Raw genomic sequence first — 16,869 nt, 5'->3', positions numbered from 1 at the left:
ATAATTTATATATATTTTATTGATGAATGGCGTCAGCGTATAGTGCTTTTAAAGTAATTTCACACAGGGTAAAGGCATTGATTGAATCGAATGGTTGGGCATTTTGGCGAGGTACGTTGGCGCTGATAATTGGCTCTTTTATGGTGTTTGCCAACGTCTATGTCACTCAGCCACTGTTGCCAATGATTGCTCAGACCTATGAGATCAGCGAGCTTCAAGCTGCAAGCAGTTTTACGATTACCACCCTAACACTTGGTCTTTCATTGCTTTTTTATGGTCCTTTATCCGATGCGCTTGGCCGTAAGAAAATTATGGTATTGACACTTTTCGGCGTGACCTTGACGACATTTGCTCTTAGCCTTGTTAGCGATTACAGCACTCTGTTATTGCTGCGTGCCATACAAGGCTTTTTCTTAGCAGGTTTGCCTGCTATTGCCGTAGCATATCTTGGAGACGAATATACACCTCATGCCATGGCGCTTGCTGTAGGTTTTTACATTAGTGGCAATAGCCTTGGTGGAATAGGCGGTCGTTTGATTGGCGGTTTTGTTGGGGAGTGGCAAGGACCTTCTGCGGCGTTTACAACGATGGCGGTCGTAAGCCTTGTTTGTTTTCTATTGTTCTGGTTATTGCTACCTAAATCTCAATATTTTCAGGCTAAGCCTTTTTTGGTTCGCACATTAGTGACCCATGTTGCTCTACATATGCGTAACCCTGTATTAGTAATGTGCTATTTAATTGGCGGTTTTAACTTCTTCATTTTTATCAACCAATTTAGTTACATAACATTTGTGCTCGAAGATGCCCCATATAGCTTATCTGCTAAATACGTAAGCTTATTGTTTTTGACCTATTTGAGTGGCACGGTAGGATCCGCTTTTTCAGGTAAACTAGCCGGTTATTTGTCCCAACCTAAAATCATGATGATTGGGACAGGAACCATCATGCTGGGTTCTTTAGTGACGCTTTACCCTTCTCTGATAGCTATTATTATTGGCTTGTTTGTAAACTGCTTTGGCTTCTTTTTGTGCCACTCTACGACAAGCAGTTATGTCAGCAAAAATGCCAAGCAAGCGAAGGCAAGTGCGTCTTCTTTGTATCTTGTCTTTTATTATTTGGGGGCAAGCTTAGGGGGCTTTTACCTGGATCCTTATTGGAACTACGGAAAATGGCAAGCGGTTGTTATGGGATCACTACTTATTTTAGCGGGGGTGTTGGTGGTTACATGGTTTCTTAACCGGTATCACCAAGGCGAGCATCTAGTAGTTGCTAAGGGTAAAAAAGAAGCTTATCAAAGATAACTCTAATTAAGGGTTATCTTATTGATTTGGATAATGAATTATTATTTTATATCATTCTTTCGATCGCTTTCTCATACATGCTCTAATGATGAGGTAAATCACTAGAGTGGCAGTTTGCATATGAGAATGAACCCTGTATAGTCATTCACTAGTGAGGGGTTAGTTTGTATCGTTGGGACGCTTTCATTGTCTATCAGGCTGAAGTTGTAGGGTAAGAATGATATCCGCATTAAATCGATCGCTTTACATAAAACAGTCGCTGGCGACATTAGCATTTGCGGTTGTTCTTAGTCTCGTCCTAAGTTTCTTTCAAGCCTATCGCACTATTCAGCAAGAGCCTTTGCGCATTCAAAAAGAGTTCAATGATACCCTGACCATAGTAGAGAGACCTTTGTCTCAAGCATTATTTCGTTTGGATGTAACATTTGCTCAGCAACAAGTTGAAAGTTTGCTTTATAACCCTGCAATACAAAAAGCTACCGTTTATGATGAGAATGATCAGGTTTTTGCGGAAGCCAGTGCTCTAAGTCATATCTCTTCTTTTTCGAATGAAGTGGCTAATTTTTTGCTTAAAGAGCAATTATCAGTAGACCGACAATTAAACTTTAGTAGCATCGAAGTGCCTCTAGGAAGAATTCATCTAGAACTGGACCGAAGGTATCTTATTGAGCAAATTATCTCTTTTAACAGTCAGTTGTTTGTACAAAACCTAATCAAAGATGTGTTGCTTGCCTTAATTTTGTCGTGGCTGTTCTATGTACTGGTGACAAGGCCTGTGAAGCAGTTAACTTGGTCTATAGCTAGGGTTGATGAGAGCAATGGAGTTTCAGTCCCTAATAGCTTTGATACTATGCACAGCAATGATGAATTAGGGCGCCTGAAAACAACATTCAATACCCTTTGGTTGCGTTTAACAAATGCGCTTGATGCCCTAGAGCGAAGTCATCAACATTCGAAGGCGATGATCAGTCATGCTGCGGACGGTATTGTAGTATTAGATCAAGCTCTCCGAGTTCAAATGGTGAATGAGGCTGCTGAGCACCTGTTCAATATGCAGTCAAATCAAATCGTATCTTTAGCGCTGACAGAGATTAAGTCTGGCAACTTCTGGTATTCTTTAGATGCGTCATTACGTGATTTACCAATAGATCAAACGATGACGGCAGAAACTACTCTTTCAAACAATAACAACCTTATTCCAATCGAAATTAGAATCAGTAAGTATGAAGTTCAAGGTGAAGTTGAAATCGTGCTTTTGATGCGTGATTTATCTGAAAGAAAGGAAGCGCAGAAGCGTATAAATCGCTTATCTTTCTATGACTCTTTAACACGCCTCCCGAATCGAGCTTTGATGATTGATCATCTTCAGAAAGCCATGGACGATATGAAACCAGATGGCTACGGTGCTTTGATTATTCTCGACCTGGATCGTTTTAAAACTATTAATGACGCTTTGGGTCATAATATAGGAGATCAACTGCTGGTTGAAGTTGTTGAAAGCCTGATGCCTTTAGTCCCGCCTAATACAACTTTCGCTCGAGTAGGAGGGGATGAGTTTGTTTTCTTATGGGGTAATGTTCGTGGCGAAATGGATGAAAATAATGCCTCGTTAAACAGTTTTATTGAAATAGTATTGCAAGAGTGTGCGCAACCTAAGCATGTAGATGGTCATGATCTCCATGTGACAGCCAGTATGGGCATTTCATTTTTTGATGGGGCTGAAGAGTCTACGGCTACTATTTTGCGCCAGGCTGACACCGCCCTATACAAGGCAAAAGAGCAAGGCCGAAACACTTATGCTTTTTTTAAAGCAGATATGCAGTCTATATCTGATGCTCGTTTACACATGGAAAAATCACTGCACCGCGCACTCAAAAAAGACGAATTTCAACTCTATTACCAGCCCCAAACTAATGACAAAGGAAATATTATCGGTGCTGAAGTCTTATTACGCTGGCAAGATCAGGAGAACGGCTTTATTTCACCGATGGAATTCATTCCAGTCGCCGAAGAAATTGGTTTAATCCATGAAATAGGAAAGCTTGTATTCCTTAAATCCACGTTGCAAGTGGCTGAATGGCGAAAGCAGGGTATTTGGCGTGATGATTGGAGAATATCAATTAACGTCAGCCCGATGCAGTTCGCCCATGCTAATTTAGTAAATGATGTGATTTCTGCTCTCGAATATAGTGGCTTACCTGCTGAGCTTGTTGATATTGAAATTACTGAAACCACTCTTATGTCAGATTTGGGTAGCGCACTTGCTAAAATGGAAAGGTTGCGTGATTTAGGGATTAGCTTATCAGTCGATGATTTTGGTACAGGCTACTCTTCGCTCAAGTACTTAAAAGATTTGCCTATAGATAGGCTGAAAATTGATCAGTCCTTTGTAAGAGACTTAATCAGTGATAAAGATGATTATGCGATCGTTTTAGCAATCATAGCCATGGCAAATGCATTGTCTCTGAATGTTTTGGCTGAAGGTGTTGAAACGCTGGAACACTTCCAACAATTACAATTAATGGGGTGTTTCAACTACCAAGGTTATTACTTTGGTCGCCCAGTCTGTGCTACTGACTTTCAAATTTATTGCCAAACGCACATGGAATCTGAGACGATTTAGCTCGTCAAATTCATTTAATGTGCAAAAGTTTCTTTTGGAGTAGTCGTGCCTCTGTCCCCGATCCCCTTTGTAAGCAGCTTAAATAAGGATGAAGAAAGCGAATGGCTCCATGCTTTTTCAATGACGCTCTTCGACGAAAAGGTTCTTCCACTTGGTCAATTAACAGAACAAGAGAAAAGTAATGCTGATATAGCGATCATTGCGAATCCTAACCCAGAAGATTTAAACGAGTTACCGAATTTGGTATGGGTTCATAGCGTTTGGGCAGGAGTGGAAAAATTACTCCAAGGAAATATGACAGCCCCCAATTATAGTATTGTGCGTTTGATCGATCCTGAGCTCAGTCGAACCATGAGTGAAGCAGTTTTAGCTTGGTCTCTTTATTTACATCGCAATATGCCAGACTATCGCATGCAACAAGCAAAAGCTGTTTGGGATCCTTTACCTTATGTGTCGGCTTCTGAAAGAAAAGTCGGTGTGTTAGGGCTTGGAGAGTTAGGGCAGGCATCGGCCAAGATACTGAAAAACTTTGGCTTTTCTGTCATAGGTTGGAGTCGAAGTGCAAAAGATATTGCTGGTGTCGAGTGTTTAAATGGGCAAGATGGGCTTGACGATTTACTGTCGCAGAGCGATATCTTGGTCTGTCTCTTACCGCAAACATCTGAAACAGAAGGGCTTCTAGGGTATGAGAACCTTGCTAAGCTTAAGCCCGGTGCCCAGCTAATTAACTTCGCTCGCGGCAAGATAATCGACGAAGATGCGCTATTGTACGAGCTAAACGTAGGACGTATTCATCATGCTGTATTGGATGTATTTCAATATGAGCCTTTACCGCGTTCTCATGCTTTTTGGACTCATCCAAATATTACTGTTTTGCCACACATATCGGCACCGACAACCGTTGAAAGCGCGGTTTCCATCGTGGCGCAGAATGTCCGCAATTATCGACATCTGAATATGTTACCTGCAACGGTTGATTTACAGTTAGGATATTGACACTTCATAACAAAGTTAAAAACGGGAAGTCTCCATGCCACATTGTATTATTGAATACAGTCAGAATTTAGAACAAGAAGTACCACCATTGGACTGGATGGAGTCAGTTCAAAAAGCCTGTATTGAGTCTGATTTATTTCATCCGGCTGATATAAAACTGAGAGCCTTTGCCTGCAAACACTTCATTACTGGGGGAGTTCAAGATGCCTTCGTACATGTATCTATAAGAATGCTACCCGGAAGAAGCCAGCATCAAAAATCGGAACTTTCACAGTCTGTCCTAGATGCTTTAAGCCGTTTTTCAGTGAAACAGGTTAGTCTTTCTGTTGAGATCATAGAAATGGATGGCGAGAGCTATCTGAAGAAAGTCATTCCTGCTTAGCATATAGAGTGCAAGCGTTCTAATCTAGGAGTAAGTAATGGTGTGGCGACAAATGAATTGGTTGCTTTTAGGAGTAGGTGTTGCTTCTGGAGCTTGGGCTCAAGAGGTTGTGTCACAACTAGTGCCAACAGACAGTACTGCTGAGACGACGATGGAGCCAGAGACGCCTGAACCGATTGCGGAACGTGCTCGCAAAGCGAATGGTATGGTCGAGCAGCGAGTGCAGCGAGAAGAAAGAACAGCTAATGACCCATTTGTATTGACGCCCCATCGACCTAATTACTTTCTGCCTGTTTATTATGCTCAAAAGTCTGGTAATCGAGATTTGTACAACAGTGCCAATCCCAATGACACCCTTCAGGATACAGAGTTTAAATTCCAAGTCAGTATGAAGTTCCCTGTTGCCAAAGGGGTATTAGGGGATGATTCCAAGTTATGGTTTGCCTACACACAAGAATCCTATTGGCAGGCATATAACAGCAAAATCTCGGCGCCTTTTCGTGATACGAGTTACGAGCCTGAAGCTTTCATCACCAAGGAAACAGATTTTACGTTTTTTGGCACAAAACTGACCCATATAAACTTTGGTGTTAATCATCAGTCTAATGGTCGTGGAGAGCCGCTTTCACGTTCTTGGAATCGTGTTTTCGCGGATTTTGTATTTGAGCATGACAACACAGTTGTATCGTTCAAGCCTTGGTATCGTATACCTGAGTCTAAGGCTGATGATGATAACCCGGATATCGAAAAGTATTTAGGTCATGGTGAATTGACGTTTGTTCACGTTGTTAATGATGTGACCTACGATTTACAACTCAGAAATAACCTAGACTTCTCCACTAACCGAGGTGCGGTGCGCTTAGGTGTGAGTTTCCCTATGTGGGGGAAAGTACGAGGGTATGCCCAATACTTTGAGGGGTATGGTCAATCGTTACTAGACTACGATAACTACACCCGCTCATTCGGGATTGGCTTTATGCTGACCAACTGGCTTTAGGAGTGCAATATTTTTGCAATATTGAATTGTTAAGTTATGGGTAATTACATTAAGGAGAATATCTCATGGCTAAACGCTCACTACCTTTTGTTGGTTTAATTGCTTCCTCTTTGCTGCTTACTGCTTGTGCTGGCACAAATACACAGTCTGGTTCAGATATGGCTGCAACAGAAGTGTCTTTAAATAACCAAGACTTGTACGAAGTTCATGATGAAGGTCGAATTTACTTATTCGATGATCGTGCAACGTATGAAGACTTTCTTGCAATTGGTGAAACATCTTACCGTAAAGTGCGCATTGGCGAAGGCCCAAAAGGTGAGACGTTGGTATTTGGTTTGACCAACGAAGACAAGAAAAAGACAAGCGGCATTGCGAGCATCGATATGTTCGACGGCGACCTTAGCGGTGCGGAAGATTTCTATGGTGAAATGCGCATGGAAGGGCGTATTTACGTATTCCAGTCACTTGAAGAGATGAACAACGCACGTCTCGTTGGAGAGGTGCCACTTCGTTACACCGATATCGCTGCTGGCCCAAATGGTGAAACGGTTGTTTACGCATTGAACGGCGAAAACAAGAAGAAAAAGCCTGTTGAGCTGATGGCTAAATTCAAAGAAGCGAACAAAATGTAATCCATTCTTGGCCTGCCAAGATCCAGAGAAAGCGCCTTTTTAGGCGCTTTTTTGTTGTCATAAAAGCATCATGACCCTGCCATGAAAGTGACACCTAAACGGTCTAATTTGAAACTATAGAAGACATGTATAGGTGGAAAAGGTATGAACATACTGAATAGCATTCATAACATGGACGTAACGACTTTTTACTGGTTGATGGCCCGCAAACGACGTCAGCTACTCACTAGGGTAAGCCGAATTGTTTCGATTTCAGCCGATGGTCCTTTATACGTGTTGTTAGGGTTGTCATTTTGGGCTCTTGGCTATCCGACTTGGACGCTTATCATAGCGGTAGGCTTTGCTTTTGAACGGCTCCTGTATCTTGTTTTGAAACGTAGCTTCAAGCGTAACCGCCCAGCAGACATACTGGATGATTTTACCAGCTTCATTCGTCCATCCGATCAGTTTTCTTTTCCTTCAGGTCATACATCGGGGGCCTTTTTCATGGCCTACTGTCTAAGTGAGTGGTTCCCTGAGTTTTACGTCAGTTTTTACAGTTGGTCGGTAATGGTTGGCATGTCTCGTATCTTTTTAGGGGTGCATTTTCCAACTGACACTGCGATGGGGGCGTTACTGGGAACGTCTTGTGCCATGTTAGCGTTTGAGGTGTTTGCATGAAGGTTCTTTACGGTGTTCAGGGAACGGGAAATGGCCATATTACGAGAGCCAGAGCAATGAGTGAGGAGCTTACTCGTTTGGGGATTGAGGTTGATTTTATCTTCTCTGGGCGAGATCAAAAAGATTACTTCGATATGGCATGCTTTGGAAATTATCGAACCTTCCCGGGACTATCGTTTGTCGCGAAAAATGGCAAAGTCAGTTTTCTTGCTACGTATCGTAATGCGCAGTTAATGCGTTTATTGAAAGACATATATTCGCTTGATTTGTCTTCGTATGATTTAGTGTTAACGGACTTTGAGCCAATTACGGCTTGGGCCGCAAAGCGACAAGGAAAGCCGTGCATTGGAGTAGGGCATCAGTACGCTTTTCACTACGACATACCGAAGTACACAGGTGATGCGATTGGCACTTGGATTATGAGTTGGTTTGCGCCTGTTTCTCGTGGACTGGGGGTACACTGGCACCATTTCGATCAGCCAATCTTACCGCCAATTATTCAGCACGCAGACAGCCAATCTGGTGCTATGGATGATCAAGTGTTGGTGTATTTGCCGTTTGAGAATTCTGAAGATGTGATGGAGTGGCTCGAAGGGGTCCCTAATTATACTTTTCGAATGCACTGTAAAGATATCGAGCCGGGAAAATACGGTAATGTTGAAGTATTCCCTTTTAGTAGGGAGGGTTTTCAAAAGAATTTGCATGAGTGCCAATCTGTGCTCTGTAATGCTGGCTTCGAATTGAATTCTGAAGCGCTGCACATGGGGCGTCGAATCATGGTGAAACCTTTGCATGGTCAGGTAGAGCAGCTCTCTAATGTGGTGGCTCTTGAGCATTTAGGCTTTGCCAAAGCAACCTATGAATTGTCGTCTCAAGTTATCAGCGGTTGGCTGGATGACGCCAAAGTGGTTCGCGTAACATTTCCGAATGTTGCAAAGGGAATCGCGGAGTGGGTAGCGAATGGAGCAACGACCCCAATCGAGGAACTGAGCCAATCTCTATGGCAATCCGTGACGCCTGCAAACGGTGTGTCGTTTGATAAATCGAAACCGTTTATGAAAGCTTCTTGAGAATCATGTAACCCTGAGCAAGTAGCCCAGGGTCACATGAATTGCATTTTAGCTCAAATGAAGATTGAAAAAGTCTAGCGTTCGTTGCCAAGCTAACTCAGCGCTTTTTTCATCATAACGAGCGGTAGAGTCATTGTGGAAGCCATGATTAACTCGTTCGTACATGTGGGCTTCATACTGAGCACCTAAGGTCTTTAGGGCATTTTCGTAATCCGGCCAAGTCGCATTCACACGTTGGTCCAACTCCGCGAAATGTAATAGTAGCGGACCCTTGATGCTTTGCAGGTTTGCCGTAGGCGGTGTGCCGTAAAACGGAGCTGCAGCGTTAATCATTTCTGGCCAAGAGGCTGCTAATTGATTAGACACGTACCCACCAAAACAGAAACCGACAACCCCCAATTTATCAGTAGTTATAGGTTGAGATTTTAAGTACGTGGCAGCATCAGTGAAGTCCCCTAGGATTTTCTCTCTGTCTAAGGTTTTCTGCATTGCTCGCCCTTCATCATCATTCCCAGGATAGCCGCCGAGAGGGAAGAGAGCATCCGGCGCAAAGGCAACGAATCCAGCTTTCGCTAGTCGACGAGCGACATCCTCTATATATGGGTTTAACCCTCGGTTCTCATGCACAACCAACACTGCAGGAGCTGGATTGTCTTTGGTTACTTTATTCGGTGTGACCAAATATCCACCTGCTTTTCCATGGCCACTAGGGGCGTCTATCTCAATGTACCTAGCAGTTATATCTGGGTCATTGAAAGAGACTTGTTCCGCCATGGCGTAGTTCGGCAACAATGCCGATGACACGGCCGAAACGGTTAGCCCTGCAACCCCTAAAGTCGATAGTCGACGAATAAAGGTTCTACGGTCAATATCGCCGTGGGCGTATTCGTCATACCAGTCAAATGCGGCTTGGGGAATAGAAGGTAAATCTGAACGATTTTTCATGTGTGCTCCATCAGCTTCTGTGCAGAAAAGGTAGTATGAAATTTAGACTATTGTATTAAACCGGACTAAGTTTCTTTACGTATGTTTACTCATAATGGATGAGAGAGCTTAGTAAATGATCAGTAGAGCGGATTGTGATGCTTCAAATATTCGACTTCCTCACTTGGTAACGGGTGGAGGGAGGCGCTTGGGTCTTGCGATTATTCAGCACCTTGTTGCTCAAGGTGAACAAGTTGTAATGAGCTATCGCACCCATTCAAATGAGGTGGAAGAGCTAAATTCCCTTGGAGTGCATTGCATCCAGGCAGATTTTACCTCGAAGCGACAGCTTGATGATCTCATTACACAAATCCAATCGGAATACACAGGCCTTAGAAGTATCATTCACAATGCTTCTGATTGGGCATCTGAAGCGGAAGAATCAGATCTGTACGCATTAATGGAGAGAATGTGGCAGGTTCATGTTGCAGCGCCTTACCATATAAATATGTCGCTACAAACTTTGCTTCTTCATGCCGCTGAGAGCTTAGGTGAAGCAACTGACATCATTCACTTAACAGATTTTGTTGCGGAAAAAGGCAGTGATAAGCATATTGCGTACGCATCGAGTAAAGCAGGCCTCGCCAATTTAAGTTTATCCTTCTCTCGCCAGCTGGCGCCAAAGGTAAAGGTGAATGCTATCGCGCCTTCTTTATTGATGTTTCAAGCAGATGACAATAAGGAATATCAGCAGAAAGCATTAAAAAAATCGCTATTATGCCTAGAACCAGGTGAACAGGAGGGGGTTGCAGCGGTACAATACCTCTTAAATAGTCGTTACATGACTGGGCGTACTTTGGCTTTAGACGGCGGTCGTCATTTGGCTTAATCTAAGCTTGGCGCACTGAGCACATGTTAGACGAATTAGAGAGACAGGTATCAATATGACTACTGCAATGGCAGAAACCAGCAACATTAGCCCTTTTGCACTTTCAGCAGAGGCTTCTAAAGTTCGTGATGCTTTGATCAAGCATGGCCTAGAAACGCCTATGATTGATAATGGCTTAACTACTGAAGAAAAGTACCAGAGAATTAAGTCAGCATTTGAAGATGTTGTTTATACACTGGGTTTGGACTTAACCGACGACAGTTTATGTGAAACACCTCATCGTATCGCTAAGATGTATGTGAAAGAGATTTTTTCAGGCTTGGATTACAGCCAGTTTCCTAAGATCACAGTCATAGAGAATAAAATGAAGGTCGATGAGATGGTGAAGGTGAGCGATATCTCTTTCACTAGCACCTGTGAACATCATTTTGTGACGATTGATGGGTTGGCAAAAGTTGCGTATCTACCAAAAAACAAAATTATTGGCCTTTCTAAAATAAATCGTATCGTGCGCTTTTTCGGCCAACGACCTCAGGTGCAAGAGCGACTAACTCAGCAGGTACTTGTTACGCTGCAAACGTTGTTAGAAACCGATAACGTTGCGGTGAGTATCGATGCGACACATTATTGTGTTAAAGCTCGTGGTGTTATGGATGCGAGTTCATCGACCCAAACTACTGCACTAGGCGGTCTGTTTAAGCGAAGTGATAAAACACGTAGTGAGTTTTTAGCCAAATAAAATGGCTTGAACATGTTTGAGTCAGTATTTCAAAGGGGATCTAGTGTCCCCTTTGTATTTTATGCATAGGAGAAGGGGGCTAGCTAACTGCTAATTGAGCGCGATCTTTTTGCTTAACAAACCACTCATTGAGATACAGGGCAAAAACAATAATTCCGCCACCAAATGCCAAGCGAATGATGTCAGCATCACGGTTCCAGAATAGTACGTTCACTAATATCCCAGCTGGGATCAAGAGGTTGTTAGCGACGGCTAATGCACCCACATTTACCAATGTAGCGCCTTTGTTCCAAGCAAAGTAACCGATACCCGATGCGATAACCCCTAGGTATATAAGAATACCCCATTGTAAAGTGGTGGTAGGTAGCTTCTCTACATTGCCCAATAATGCAAAGCAAGGCAGTACTACTAAAAAAGCGCCAATAAAAAACCAGCCAAATAACGTTAGTTGAGGCAGTTCGGAGGCTTGGTTTACCATTAATCGCTTATAGCAGACTTGGCCTAAACCAAAGCTAAGGTTAGCACCTTGAACGAGCAGAAATCCTTGAATAAAGCCTTCATCTATTCCTTGATAGCGAATGCCAACAGCGCCTAAAACAGCAATGATGGCGCTGACGATGTAGCCAAGATGAAAGCGCTTTTCCAAAATATCATTGATCAACGCTATGTATATTGGAGTCATGACAGTGAATAGTAATACTTCTGGCACTGACAGATGAAGAAAAGACTGATAATAAAATCCGTACATGATGCCGAGCTGGCAGGCACCAATCAGCATTAACTTTATTGCCAGTGGTCGTGGCGTTTGGCGAAACTTTATAAAAGGAAGGAAGATCAGCATTGCTAACGTCACTCGCATTAAGACAGAGAACCAAGGATCAACTTGACCTGCCAAATACACTCCTATCAGGCTAAAAGAAAAGGCCCAAAGCCCTGTCATTACCAGTAAAATCCACATCTTTGTAAGCTCCTTAAATAGCTTGCGCGAGTATAGATAGCGTGGAGTATTTAGTAAACTATCTTTGTTGGTTGAGGTTTACTAGAGTTTACATGTTGTTCTCTTTCTTACTTTGTTTGAAAACTTTTAATAATTCTCTTGACCTTGTTGGGCCTTTCCATATAATACGCACCACTGCTTGCGGGAGTGGTGGAATTGGTAGACACGCTGGATTTAGGTTCCAGTGCTTCACGGCGTGAGAGTTCGAGTCTCTCCTTCCGCACCAAATTTAAAAAGGCCGATCGTTCTGATCGGCCTTTTTAGTTTTAGCTGTATATGTTTGATTTTAAAGTGATTTCTCTTGTGAAAAATTAGAGAGTATTCGCTTGACCTTATGGCGCACTTATCTATAATACGCGTCATTCCTTGCGGGAGTGGTGGAATTGGTAGACACGCTGGATTTAGGTTCCAGTGCTTCACGGCGTGAGAGTTCGAGTCTCTCCTTCCGCACCAAATTTAAAAAAGCTGATCTAGAAATAGGTCAGCTTTTTTTTATGCCTAAAACTTATTGTTGCTGAGCTTTTATTATTTAGCCGATCACACAAATTTTTTTAGCTATTTCTCTTCGTTTTCCAGTGTATTTCGATGCAATAAGCTGGGGAAGAGATACATCCAGATACCTACCACTGCGATTGTGCCAAAGCCTCCAAAAACGATCGCAGGAACAACACCAAACAGCGCTGCTGTTGCCCCTGATTCAAATTCGCCTAGTTGGTTAGAGCTGCCGATGAAAATTGAATTCGCTGCGCTAACACGACCACGCATATCATCAGGTGTCTCTAGTTGTACTAGGGTTGATCGGACCACTACACTGATCATGTCTGATGCCCCTAAGATAAACAAAGCAATCATTGATAGAATCAAGTGCTCTGATAAGCCAAATAAAATAGTGGCCGCACCAAAGGTCGCAACAGCGATATACATGATTTTACCCACACTATGAGTTAATGGATATCTTGCTAAGTAAACTGACATGAGTAAAGCGCCAACAGCGGGCGCACAGCGTAATAGGCCTAGTCCCCATGGGCCAGTATGTAGAATGTCCTTTGCTACGATAGGCAGCAAGGCTGTTGCGCCACCGAGCAGTACGGCAAACATATCTAAGGAAACGGAGCCTAGGATGAGCTTGTTGTTCTTAATAAAACGAAGGCCGCCCAATAAATGATGCAAATCAACCGGTTGCTTAGCTTTTGCCACATAGTTGTAGTGTAAGAAAAATAAGATGCAGCAGGAGACGAGAAAGCAAACCATGCTGGTCAAATAAAGTGTGGGAGCTCCAAGCAAGTAAATGACACCCCCAAGAGCGGGGCCAGCGATGACTGAAATTTCGCGAGCAGAGGCGATAGCGCTAACGGCTCTTGATAGCAGTGCAGAGGGAATTAAGTTTGGTAAAATAGCTTGGCCGGCCGGCATTTCAAAAGCCCGCGCTGTTCCCATCATAACAGCGCAGCTATAAATCATTTGTGCTGAAATAGTCTCGGTTAAATTCCCATACGCGAGCACACCGACGGTTGATGCCATGGTTAAACGTGTGCAAATACAAATAATGCGTCGGTTATAGCGATCAGCCACATGCCCAACTACTAGTGTTAAGAGTAATTGCGGCAGAAACTGAAAAAGACCAACGAGTCCAAGCGCCATAGCACTATCGGTTAGATCGTATATTTGCCAGCCAATACCCACACTTAACATTTGGAATGCAAAAGAAGATGCAATTTGACCTATCCAAAAATGGACAAAGTTCTTTTGTTTCAGTAGTGAAGAGGGGATAGACGACATGGCAACCTTTGGCAAGAAGATGAGAGATAGTGAATCATATCAACTACTTTGGGCAATGCCAGAGAACATTCTGGGAATGAATGCTCTCGTTATGCTTTTTTCATTTCTTGTGAAGTGTAGAGGTTCAGTTAAGTTGATTTTGGACTTGTCTTGGCGAAAGACCAAAATGCTGATGGAAGCGACGACTAAAGTGACTTAGGCTTTGGTAGCCAAGCTCTATGCTAACTTCGGTAACAGAACGTCGCTGTTTCAAGTAGCTTAGCGCCATATTCATGCGGCGTTGATGTTGGTATTCATTTGGCGTGCAGCCGAGGTGGCGTTTAAAAGCTTGATAAAAGCGACTACGGCTCATGCAAGCTAATTTACTTAAATAATCAATGTCCAGCGGGTGTGTAAGGTTTGCTTCGATAAAGCTCAATGCATTAGTTAGTCCATTTGCGTCTGGCATAGTCTTAGTAAATTGTAGGAAAGCTTCTCTGCCATGGTGGCGCAAAATTCGTGTGACTAATTCACTTACCCCAAAATCTACCAATAAATCTCGATCGGGATCATTTTGGACAAAGTCACTGACTAATCGGTCCAGAACTTGCTGTGTTCCTTGGGTGTGTAAGGTGTGTAATGGCTTATTTGGATCAATAGGCGACAAACCGTCAACATTGTTTATATCGTTCATGCGATCACAAATCTGAGCAATGCGCTCTTGGGAGATTTCGACGGTTAAGCAGGTCGTAGGACGGTCTATTTGCGCCTCAGGAAAGTCAATAAAGACTTCTTCTTTTGGGGCAAGGATAAAAGATTCGTGAGGCAGAAATGCAATATTCTGCTCATGGCGAGTGTGCATGACCTTTGCGCCTGTCACCATGCCACAATAGAGTAGTGCGTCTGATTTTAAGCTGACTTTATTGGCTTGCTCATAGGTATCATAAATACTTAGCTCAGAATGAGGTCCTGCAAAACAAACTCTATTCTCGACAAGCTCAGTCGGTTGTCGATCTATCGTTAAGCTTGTAATCGGATGAGACATACACACCTCTTTAATTGTTGTTAGGTAGCGGTGTTTTCAAAACGCTGGAATATGATTAACCCAAATTATAGTGGACGGTCAACTTATATGGACTGATAGTCAAGTTTTTTAGACTCTCAGGCAAGTAAGTTGTCATTCATAGGTCTACATTGAAAAGCATTGTTAATTATAAAACAAAACAACAATAACGGAGTAAACAGTATGATCTATGCAAAACCAGGTTCTGAAGGCAGTGTTGTAACCTTTAACGAACAGTACGAAAACTTTATTGGTGGCGAATGGGTAGCACCAGTTAAAGGTCAGTACTTCGATAATGTTAGTCCAGTTGATGGTAAACCATTCTGCCGCATCCCTCGATCTACTGAAGAAGATATTAATCTTGCTCTTGACGCAGCTCACACAGCCAAAGTGGCTTGGGCAAAAACGTCTGTTCAAGCACGTTCACATATCCTATTAAAAATTGCGGATCGCATTGAAGCGAACCTAGAAGCTCTAGCGGTCGCTGAAACATGGGATAACGGTAAAGCAGTACGCGAAACATTAGCCGCTGACGTACCATTAGCAGCGGACCATTTCCGTTACTTCGCAGGTTGTATTCGTGCGCAAGAAGGCTCAATCGGTGAAATTGATGAAAACACCGTTGCGTATCACTTCCATGAGCCACTAGGTGTGGTTGGCCAAATTATTCCTTGGAACTTCCCTCTACTAATGGCGGCTTGGAAGTTGGCTCCTGCGCTTGCTGCGGGTAACTGTGTTATTCTCAAGCCTGCAGAGCAAACGCCAGCTTCTATTTTAGTGTTAGCAGACCTAATTAAAGATCTTCTGCCTGCGGGTGTTTTGAATATTGTAAACGGTTACGGTGCTGAAGCGGGACAGGCATTAGCAACAAGTACTCGTATTGCCAAGATAGCTTTCACCGGCTCAACTCCAGTCGGCTCGCATATCTTGAAGTGTGCGGCGGAAAATATCATTCCATCGACAGTAGAGCTTGGTGGTAAGTCGCCGAACATTTACTTCAACGACATTATGAATGCGGAAGATGAATTCATCAGTAAATGTGTTGAAGGTACAGTGCTAGCATTCTTTAACCAAGGTGAAGTATGTACTTGTCCATCGCGTTTGTTGGTCCAAGAGGATATTTACGATGATTTCATCAAGCTAGTCATTGAGCGTATTGGTCAAATCAAGCGCGGCAACCCACTTGATACAGAGACAATGGTCGGTGCTCAAGCTTCACAAGAACAGTTTGATAAGATCCTAAGCTACCTACAGATTGGTCGCGATGAAGGTGCTGAAGTTCTAGTTGGTGGTGATTCTGAAGTGATTGATGGCTTTAACGATGGTTACTACATCAAGCCAACGCTTCTGAAAGGCTCAAACGATATGCGCGTCTTCCAAGAAGAGATCTTCGGTCCTGTTGTCGCTGTGACAACGTTTAAAGATGAAGCAGAAGCGCTTGCGATTGCGAACGATACTGAGTTTGGTCTTGGTGCAGGTGTTTGGACACGTGATACAAACCTTGCGTACCGTATGGGACGTGGTATTGAAGCGGGTCGTGTTTGGATGAACTGCTACCACCAATACCCAGCACATGCTGCATTCGGTGGTTACAAGAAATCGGGTGTAGGTCGCGAAACACATAAGATGATGTTGGATCACTACCAACAAACGAAGAACATGCTTGTGAGCTACGATATTAACCCTCTAGGCTTCTTCTAAATTGTCCTTTAGTTACCCTGAGAATTGGCCCCCCAATTCCATTCTTTAAGCCCCCTCTGGGGGCTTTTTTTATGTCGTTCACATTTAATTTCGTAACATGACACTGCTTGTAATATTTCTGTCACACAAAAGACATA

At 43.1% G+C, this 16,869-nt stretch carries 15 protein-coding genes and 2 tRNA genes; 13 read left to right on the top strand and 4 right to left on the bottom strand.

Features of this window, described 5'->3' with window-relative positions:
- The first annotated feature begins 77 nt into the window (after positions 1-77).
- The 8 genes from ACXAC1_RS01815 to ACXAC1_RS01780 all read left to right on the top strand — a co-directional run bounded on the left by ACXAC1_RS01815 (position 78) and on the right by ACXAC1_RS01780 (position 8,661).
- Positions 78-1,301: an MFS transporter gene (locus ACXAC1_RS01815; protein WP_475058119.1), complete on the top strand. Its 1,224-nt coding sequence runs from the start codon at positions 78-80 to the stop codon at positions 1,299-1,301.
- A 217-nt stretch (positions 1,302-1,518) separates the two neighbouring features.
- Positions 1,519-3,924, top strand: a complete 2,406-nt coding sequence (locus ACXAC1_RS01810; protein WP_475058116.1) for an EAL domain-containing protein — start codon at positions 1,519-1,521, stop codon at positions 3,922-3,924.
- Positions 3,925-3,969: 45 nt separating this feature from the next.
- A complete protein-coding gene (locus ACXAC1_RS01805; protein WP_475058113.1) occupies positions 3,970-4,920 on the top strand; it encodes a 2-hydroxyacid dehydrogenase in 951 nt (316 codons plus the stop codon).
- A 34-nt stretch (positions 4,921-4,954) separates the two neighbouring features.
- Positions 4,955-5,302 (top strand): 5-carboxymethyl-2-hydroxymuconate Delta-isomerase, encoded by a 348-nt coding sequence (locus ACXAC1_RS01800; protein ID WP_475058110.1) that lies wholly within the window; start codon positions 4,955-4,957, stop codon positions 5,300-5,302.
- Positions 5,303-5,339: 37 nt separating this feature from the next.
- A complete protein-coding gene (locus ACXAC1_RS01795) occupies positions 5,340-6,299 on the top strand; it encodes a phospholipase A (protein WP_475058107.1) in 960 nt (319 codons plus the stop codon).
- A 65-nt stretch (positions 6,300-6,364) separates the two neighbouring features.
- Positions 6,365-6,931, top strand: coding sequence for a hypothetical protein (locus ACXAC1_RS01790; RefSeq protein WP_475058104.1), 567 nt, complete (start codon positions 6,365-6,367; stop codon positions 6,929-6,931).
- A 144-nt stretch (positions 6,932-7,075) separates the two neighbouring features.
- Positions 7,076-7,591 (top strand): phosphatase PAP2 family protein, encoded by a 516-nt coding sequence (locus ACXAC1_RS01785; protein WP_475058101.1) that lies wholly within the window; start codon positions 7,076-7,078, stop codon positions 7,589-7,591.
- The gene (locus tag ACXAC1_RS01780; RefSeq protein WP_475058098.1) at positions 7,588-8,661 is read left to right on the top strand and encodes an MJ1255/VC2487 family glycosyltransferase; all 1,074 of its coding nucleotides are present in this window, start codon (positions 7,588-7,590) and stop codon (positions 8,659-8,661) included. The genes ACXAC1_RS01785 and ACXAC1_RS01780 overlap by 4 nt, the downstream gene beginning before the upstream one ends.
- 48 nt (positions 8,662-8,709) lie before the next feature.
- On the opposite strand, the gene ACXAC1_RS01775 is transcribed toward ACXAC1_RS01780, so the two are convergent.
- The gene (locus tag ACXAC1_RS01775; protein WP_475058095.1) at positions 8,710-9,606 is read right to left on the bottom strand and encodes a dienelactone hydrolase family protein; all 897 of its coding nucleotides are present in this window, start codon (positions 9,604-9,606) and stop codon (positions 8,710-8,712) included.
- Between the two features lie 115 nt (positions 9,607-9,721).
- On the opposite strand from ACXAC1_RS01775, the gene folM reads away from it, so the two are divergent.
- Both folM and folE read left to right on the top strand, forming a co-directional pair.
- On the top strand, positions 9,722-10,474 hold the full coding sequence (folM, locus tag ACXAC1_RS01770) for a dihydromonapterin reductase (RefSeq protein WP_475058092.1): 753 nt from the start codon (positions 9,722-9,724) through the stop codon (positions 10,472-10,474).
- A 55-nt stretch (positions 10,475-10,529) separates the two neighbouring features.
- Positions 10,530-11,213 (top strand): GTP cyclohydrolase I FolE, encoded by a 684-nt coding sequence (folE, locus tag ACXAC1_RS01765; protein ID WP_475058090.1) that lies wholly within the window; start codon positions 10,530-10,532, stop codon positions 11,211-11,213.
- Positions 11,214-11,292: 79 nt separating this feature from the next.
- Here the strand turns inward: folE and ACXAC1_RS01760 are convergent, their stop codons facing one another.
- Positions 11,293-12,171, bottom strand: coding sequence for a carboxylate/amino acid/amine transporter (locus ACXAC1_RS01760; protein WP_475058087.1), 879 nt, complete (start codon positions 12,169-12,171; stop codon positions 11,293-11,295).
- A 180-nt stretch (positions 12,172-12,351) separates the two neighbouring features.
- Here ACXAC1_RS01760 and ACXAC1_RS01755 point away from each other — a divergent pair.
- Positions 12,352-12,436: transfer RNA gene (locus tag ACXAC1_RS01755), tRNA-Leu, on the top strand.
- A 142-nt stretch (positions 12,437-12,578) separates the two neighbouring features.
- Positions 12,579-12,663 (top strand) — tRNA-Leu (locus ACXAC1_RS01750).
- Between the two features lie 102 nt (positions 12,664-12,765).
- On the opposite strand, the gene ACXAC1_RS01745 is transcribed toward ACXAC1_RS01750, so the two are convergent.
- Together ACXAC1_RS01745 and ACXAC1_RS01740 are read right to left on the bottom strand one after the other, a co-directional pair.
- Positions 12,766-13,989, bottom strand: coding sequence for an MFS transporter (locus tag ACXAC1_RS01745; protein WP_475058084.1), 1,224 nt, complete (start codon positions 13,987-13,989; stop codon positions 12,766-12,768).
- A gap of 124 nt (positions 13,990-14,113) precedes the next feature.
- Positions 14,114-15,013, bottom strand: a complete 900-nt coding sequence (locus tag ACXAC1_RS01740) for a helix-turn-helix domain-containing protein (RefSeq protein WP_475058082.1) — start codon at positions 15,011-15,013, stop codon at positions 14,114-14,116.
- A gap of 201 nt (positions 15,014-15,214) precedes the next feature.
- Here ACXAC1_RS01740 and exaC point away from each other — a divergent pair, with 201 nt between their 5' ends.
- Positions 15,215-16,732: an acetaldehyde dehydrogenase ExaC gene (gene exaC / locus ACXAC1_RS01735; protein WP_475058079.1), complete on the top strand. Its 1,518-nt coding sequence runs from the start codon at positions 15,215-15,217 to the stop codon at positions 16,730-16,732.
- The last annotated feature ends 137 nt before the right edge of the window (positions 16,733-16,869 follow it).

Source organism: Marinomonas sp. AWM4_232 (genome assembly GCF_056158325.1).
This window is presented reverse-complemented; position numbering and strand designations above follow the sequence as displayed.

Bases quoted from the DNA above. Each gene is read 5' to 3' on its own strand.
- ACXAC1_RS01810 (WP_475058116.1), top strand. From the start codon at position 1,519: ATGATATCCGCATTAAATCGATCGCTTTACATAAAACAGTCGCTGGCG.
- ACXAC1_RS01800 (WP_475058110.1), top strand. From the start codon at position 4,955: ATGCCACATTGTATTATTGAATACAGTCAGAATTTAGAACAAGAAGTA.
- ACXAC1_RS01795 (WP_475058107.1), top strand. From the start codon at position 5,340: ATGGTGTGGCGACAAATGAATTGGTTGCTTTTAGGAGTAGGTGTTGCT.
- ACXAC1_RS01790 (WP_475058104.1), top strand. From the start codon at position 6,365: ATGGCTAAACGCTCACTACCTTTTGTTGGTTTAATTGCTTCCTCTTTG.
- ACXAC1_RS01785 (WP_475058101.1), top strand. From the start codon at position 7,076: ATGAACATACTGAATAGCATTCATAACATGGACGTAACGACTTTTTAC.
- ACXAC1_RS01780 (WP_475058098.1), top strand. From the start codon at position 7,588: ATGAAGGTTCTTTACGGTGTTCAGGGAACGGGAAATGGCCATATTACG.
- ACXAC1_RS01775 (WP_475058095.1), bottom strand. From the start codon at position 9,606: ATGAAAAATCGTTCAGATTTACCTTCTATTCCCCAAGCCGCATTTGAC.
- folM (WP_475058092.1), top strand. From the start codon at position 9,722: ATGATCAGTAGAGCGGATTGTGATGCTTCAAATATTCGACTTCCTCAC.
- folE (WP_475058090.1), top strand. From the start codon at position 10,530: ATGACTACTGCAATGGCAGAAACCAGCAACATTAGCCCTTTTGCACTT.
- ACXAC1_RS01760 (WP_475058087.1), bottom strand. From the start codon at position 12,171: ATGTGGATTTTACTGGTAATGACAGGGCTTTGGGCCTTTTCTTTTAGC.
- ACXAC1_RS01745 (WP_475058084.1), bottom strand. From the start codon at position 13,989: ATGTCGTCTATCCCCTCTTCACTACTGAAACAAAAGAACTTTGTCCAT.
- ACXAC1_RS01740 (WP_475058082.1), bottom strand. From the start codon at position 15,013: ATGTCTCATCCGATTACAAGCTTAACGATAGATCGACAACCGACTGAG.
- exaC (WP_475058079.1), top strand. From the start codon at position 15,215: ATGATCTATGCAAAACCAGGTTCTGAAGGCAGTGTTGTAACCTTTAAC.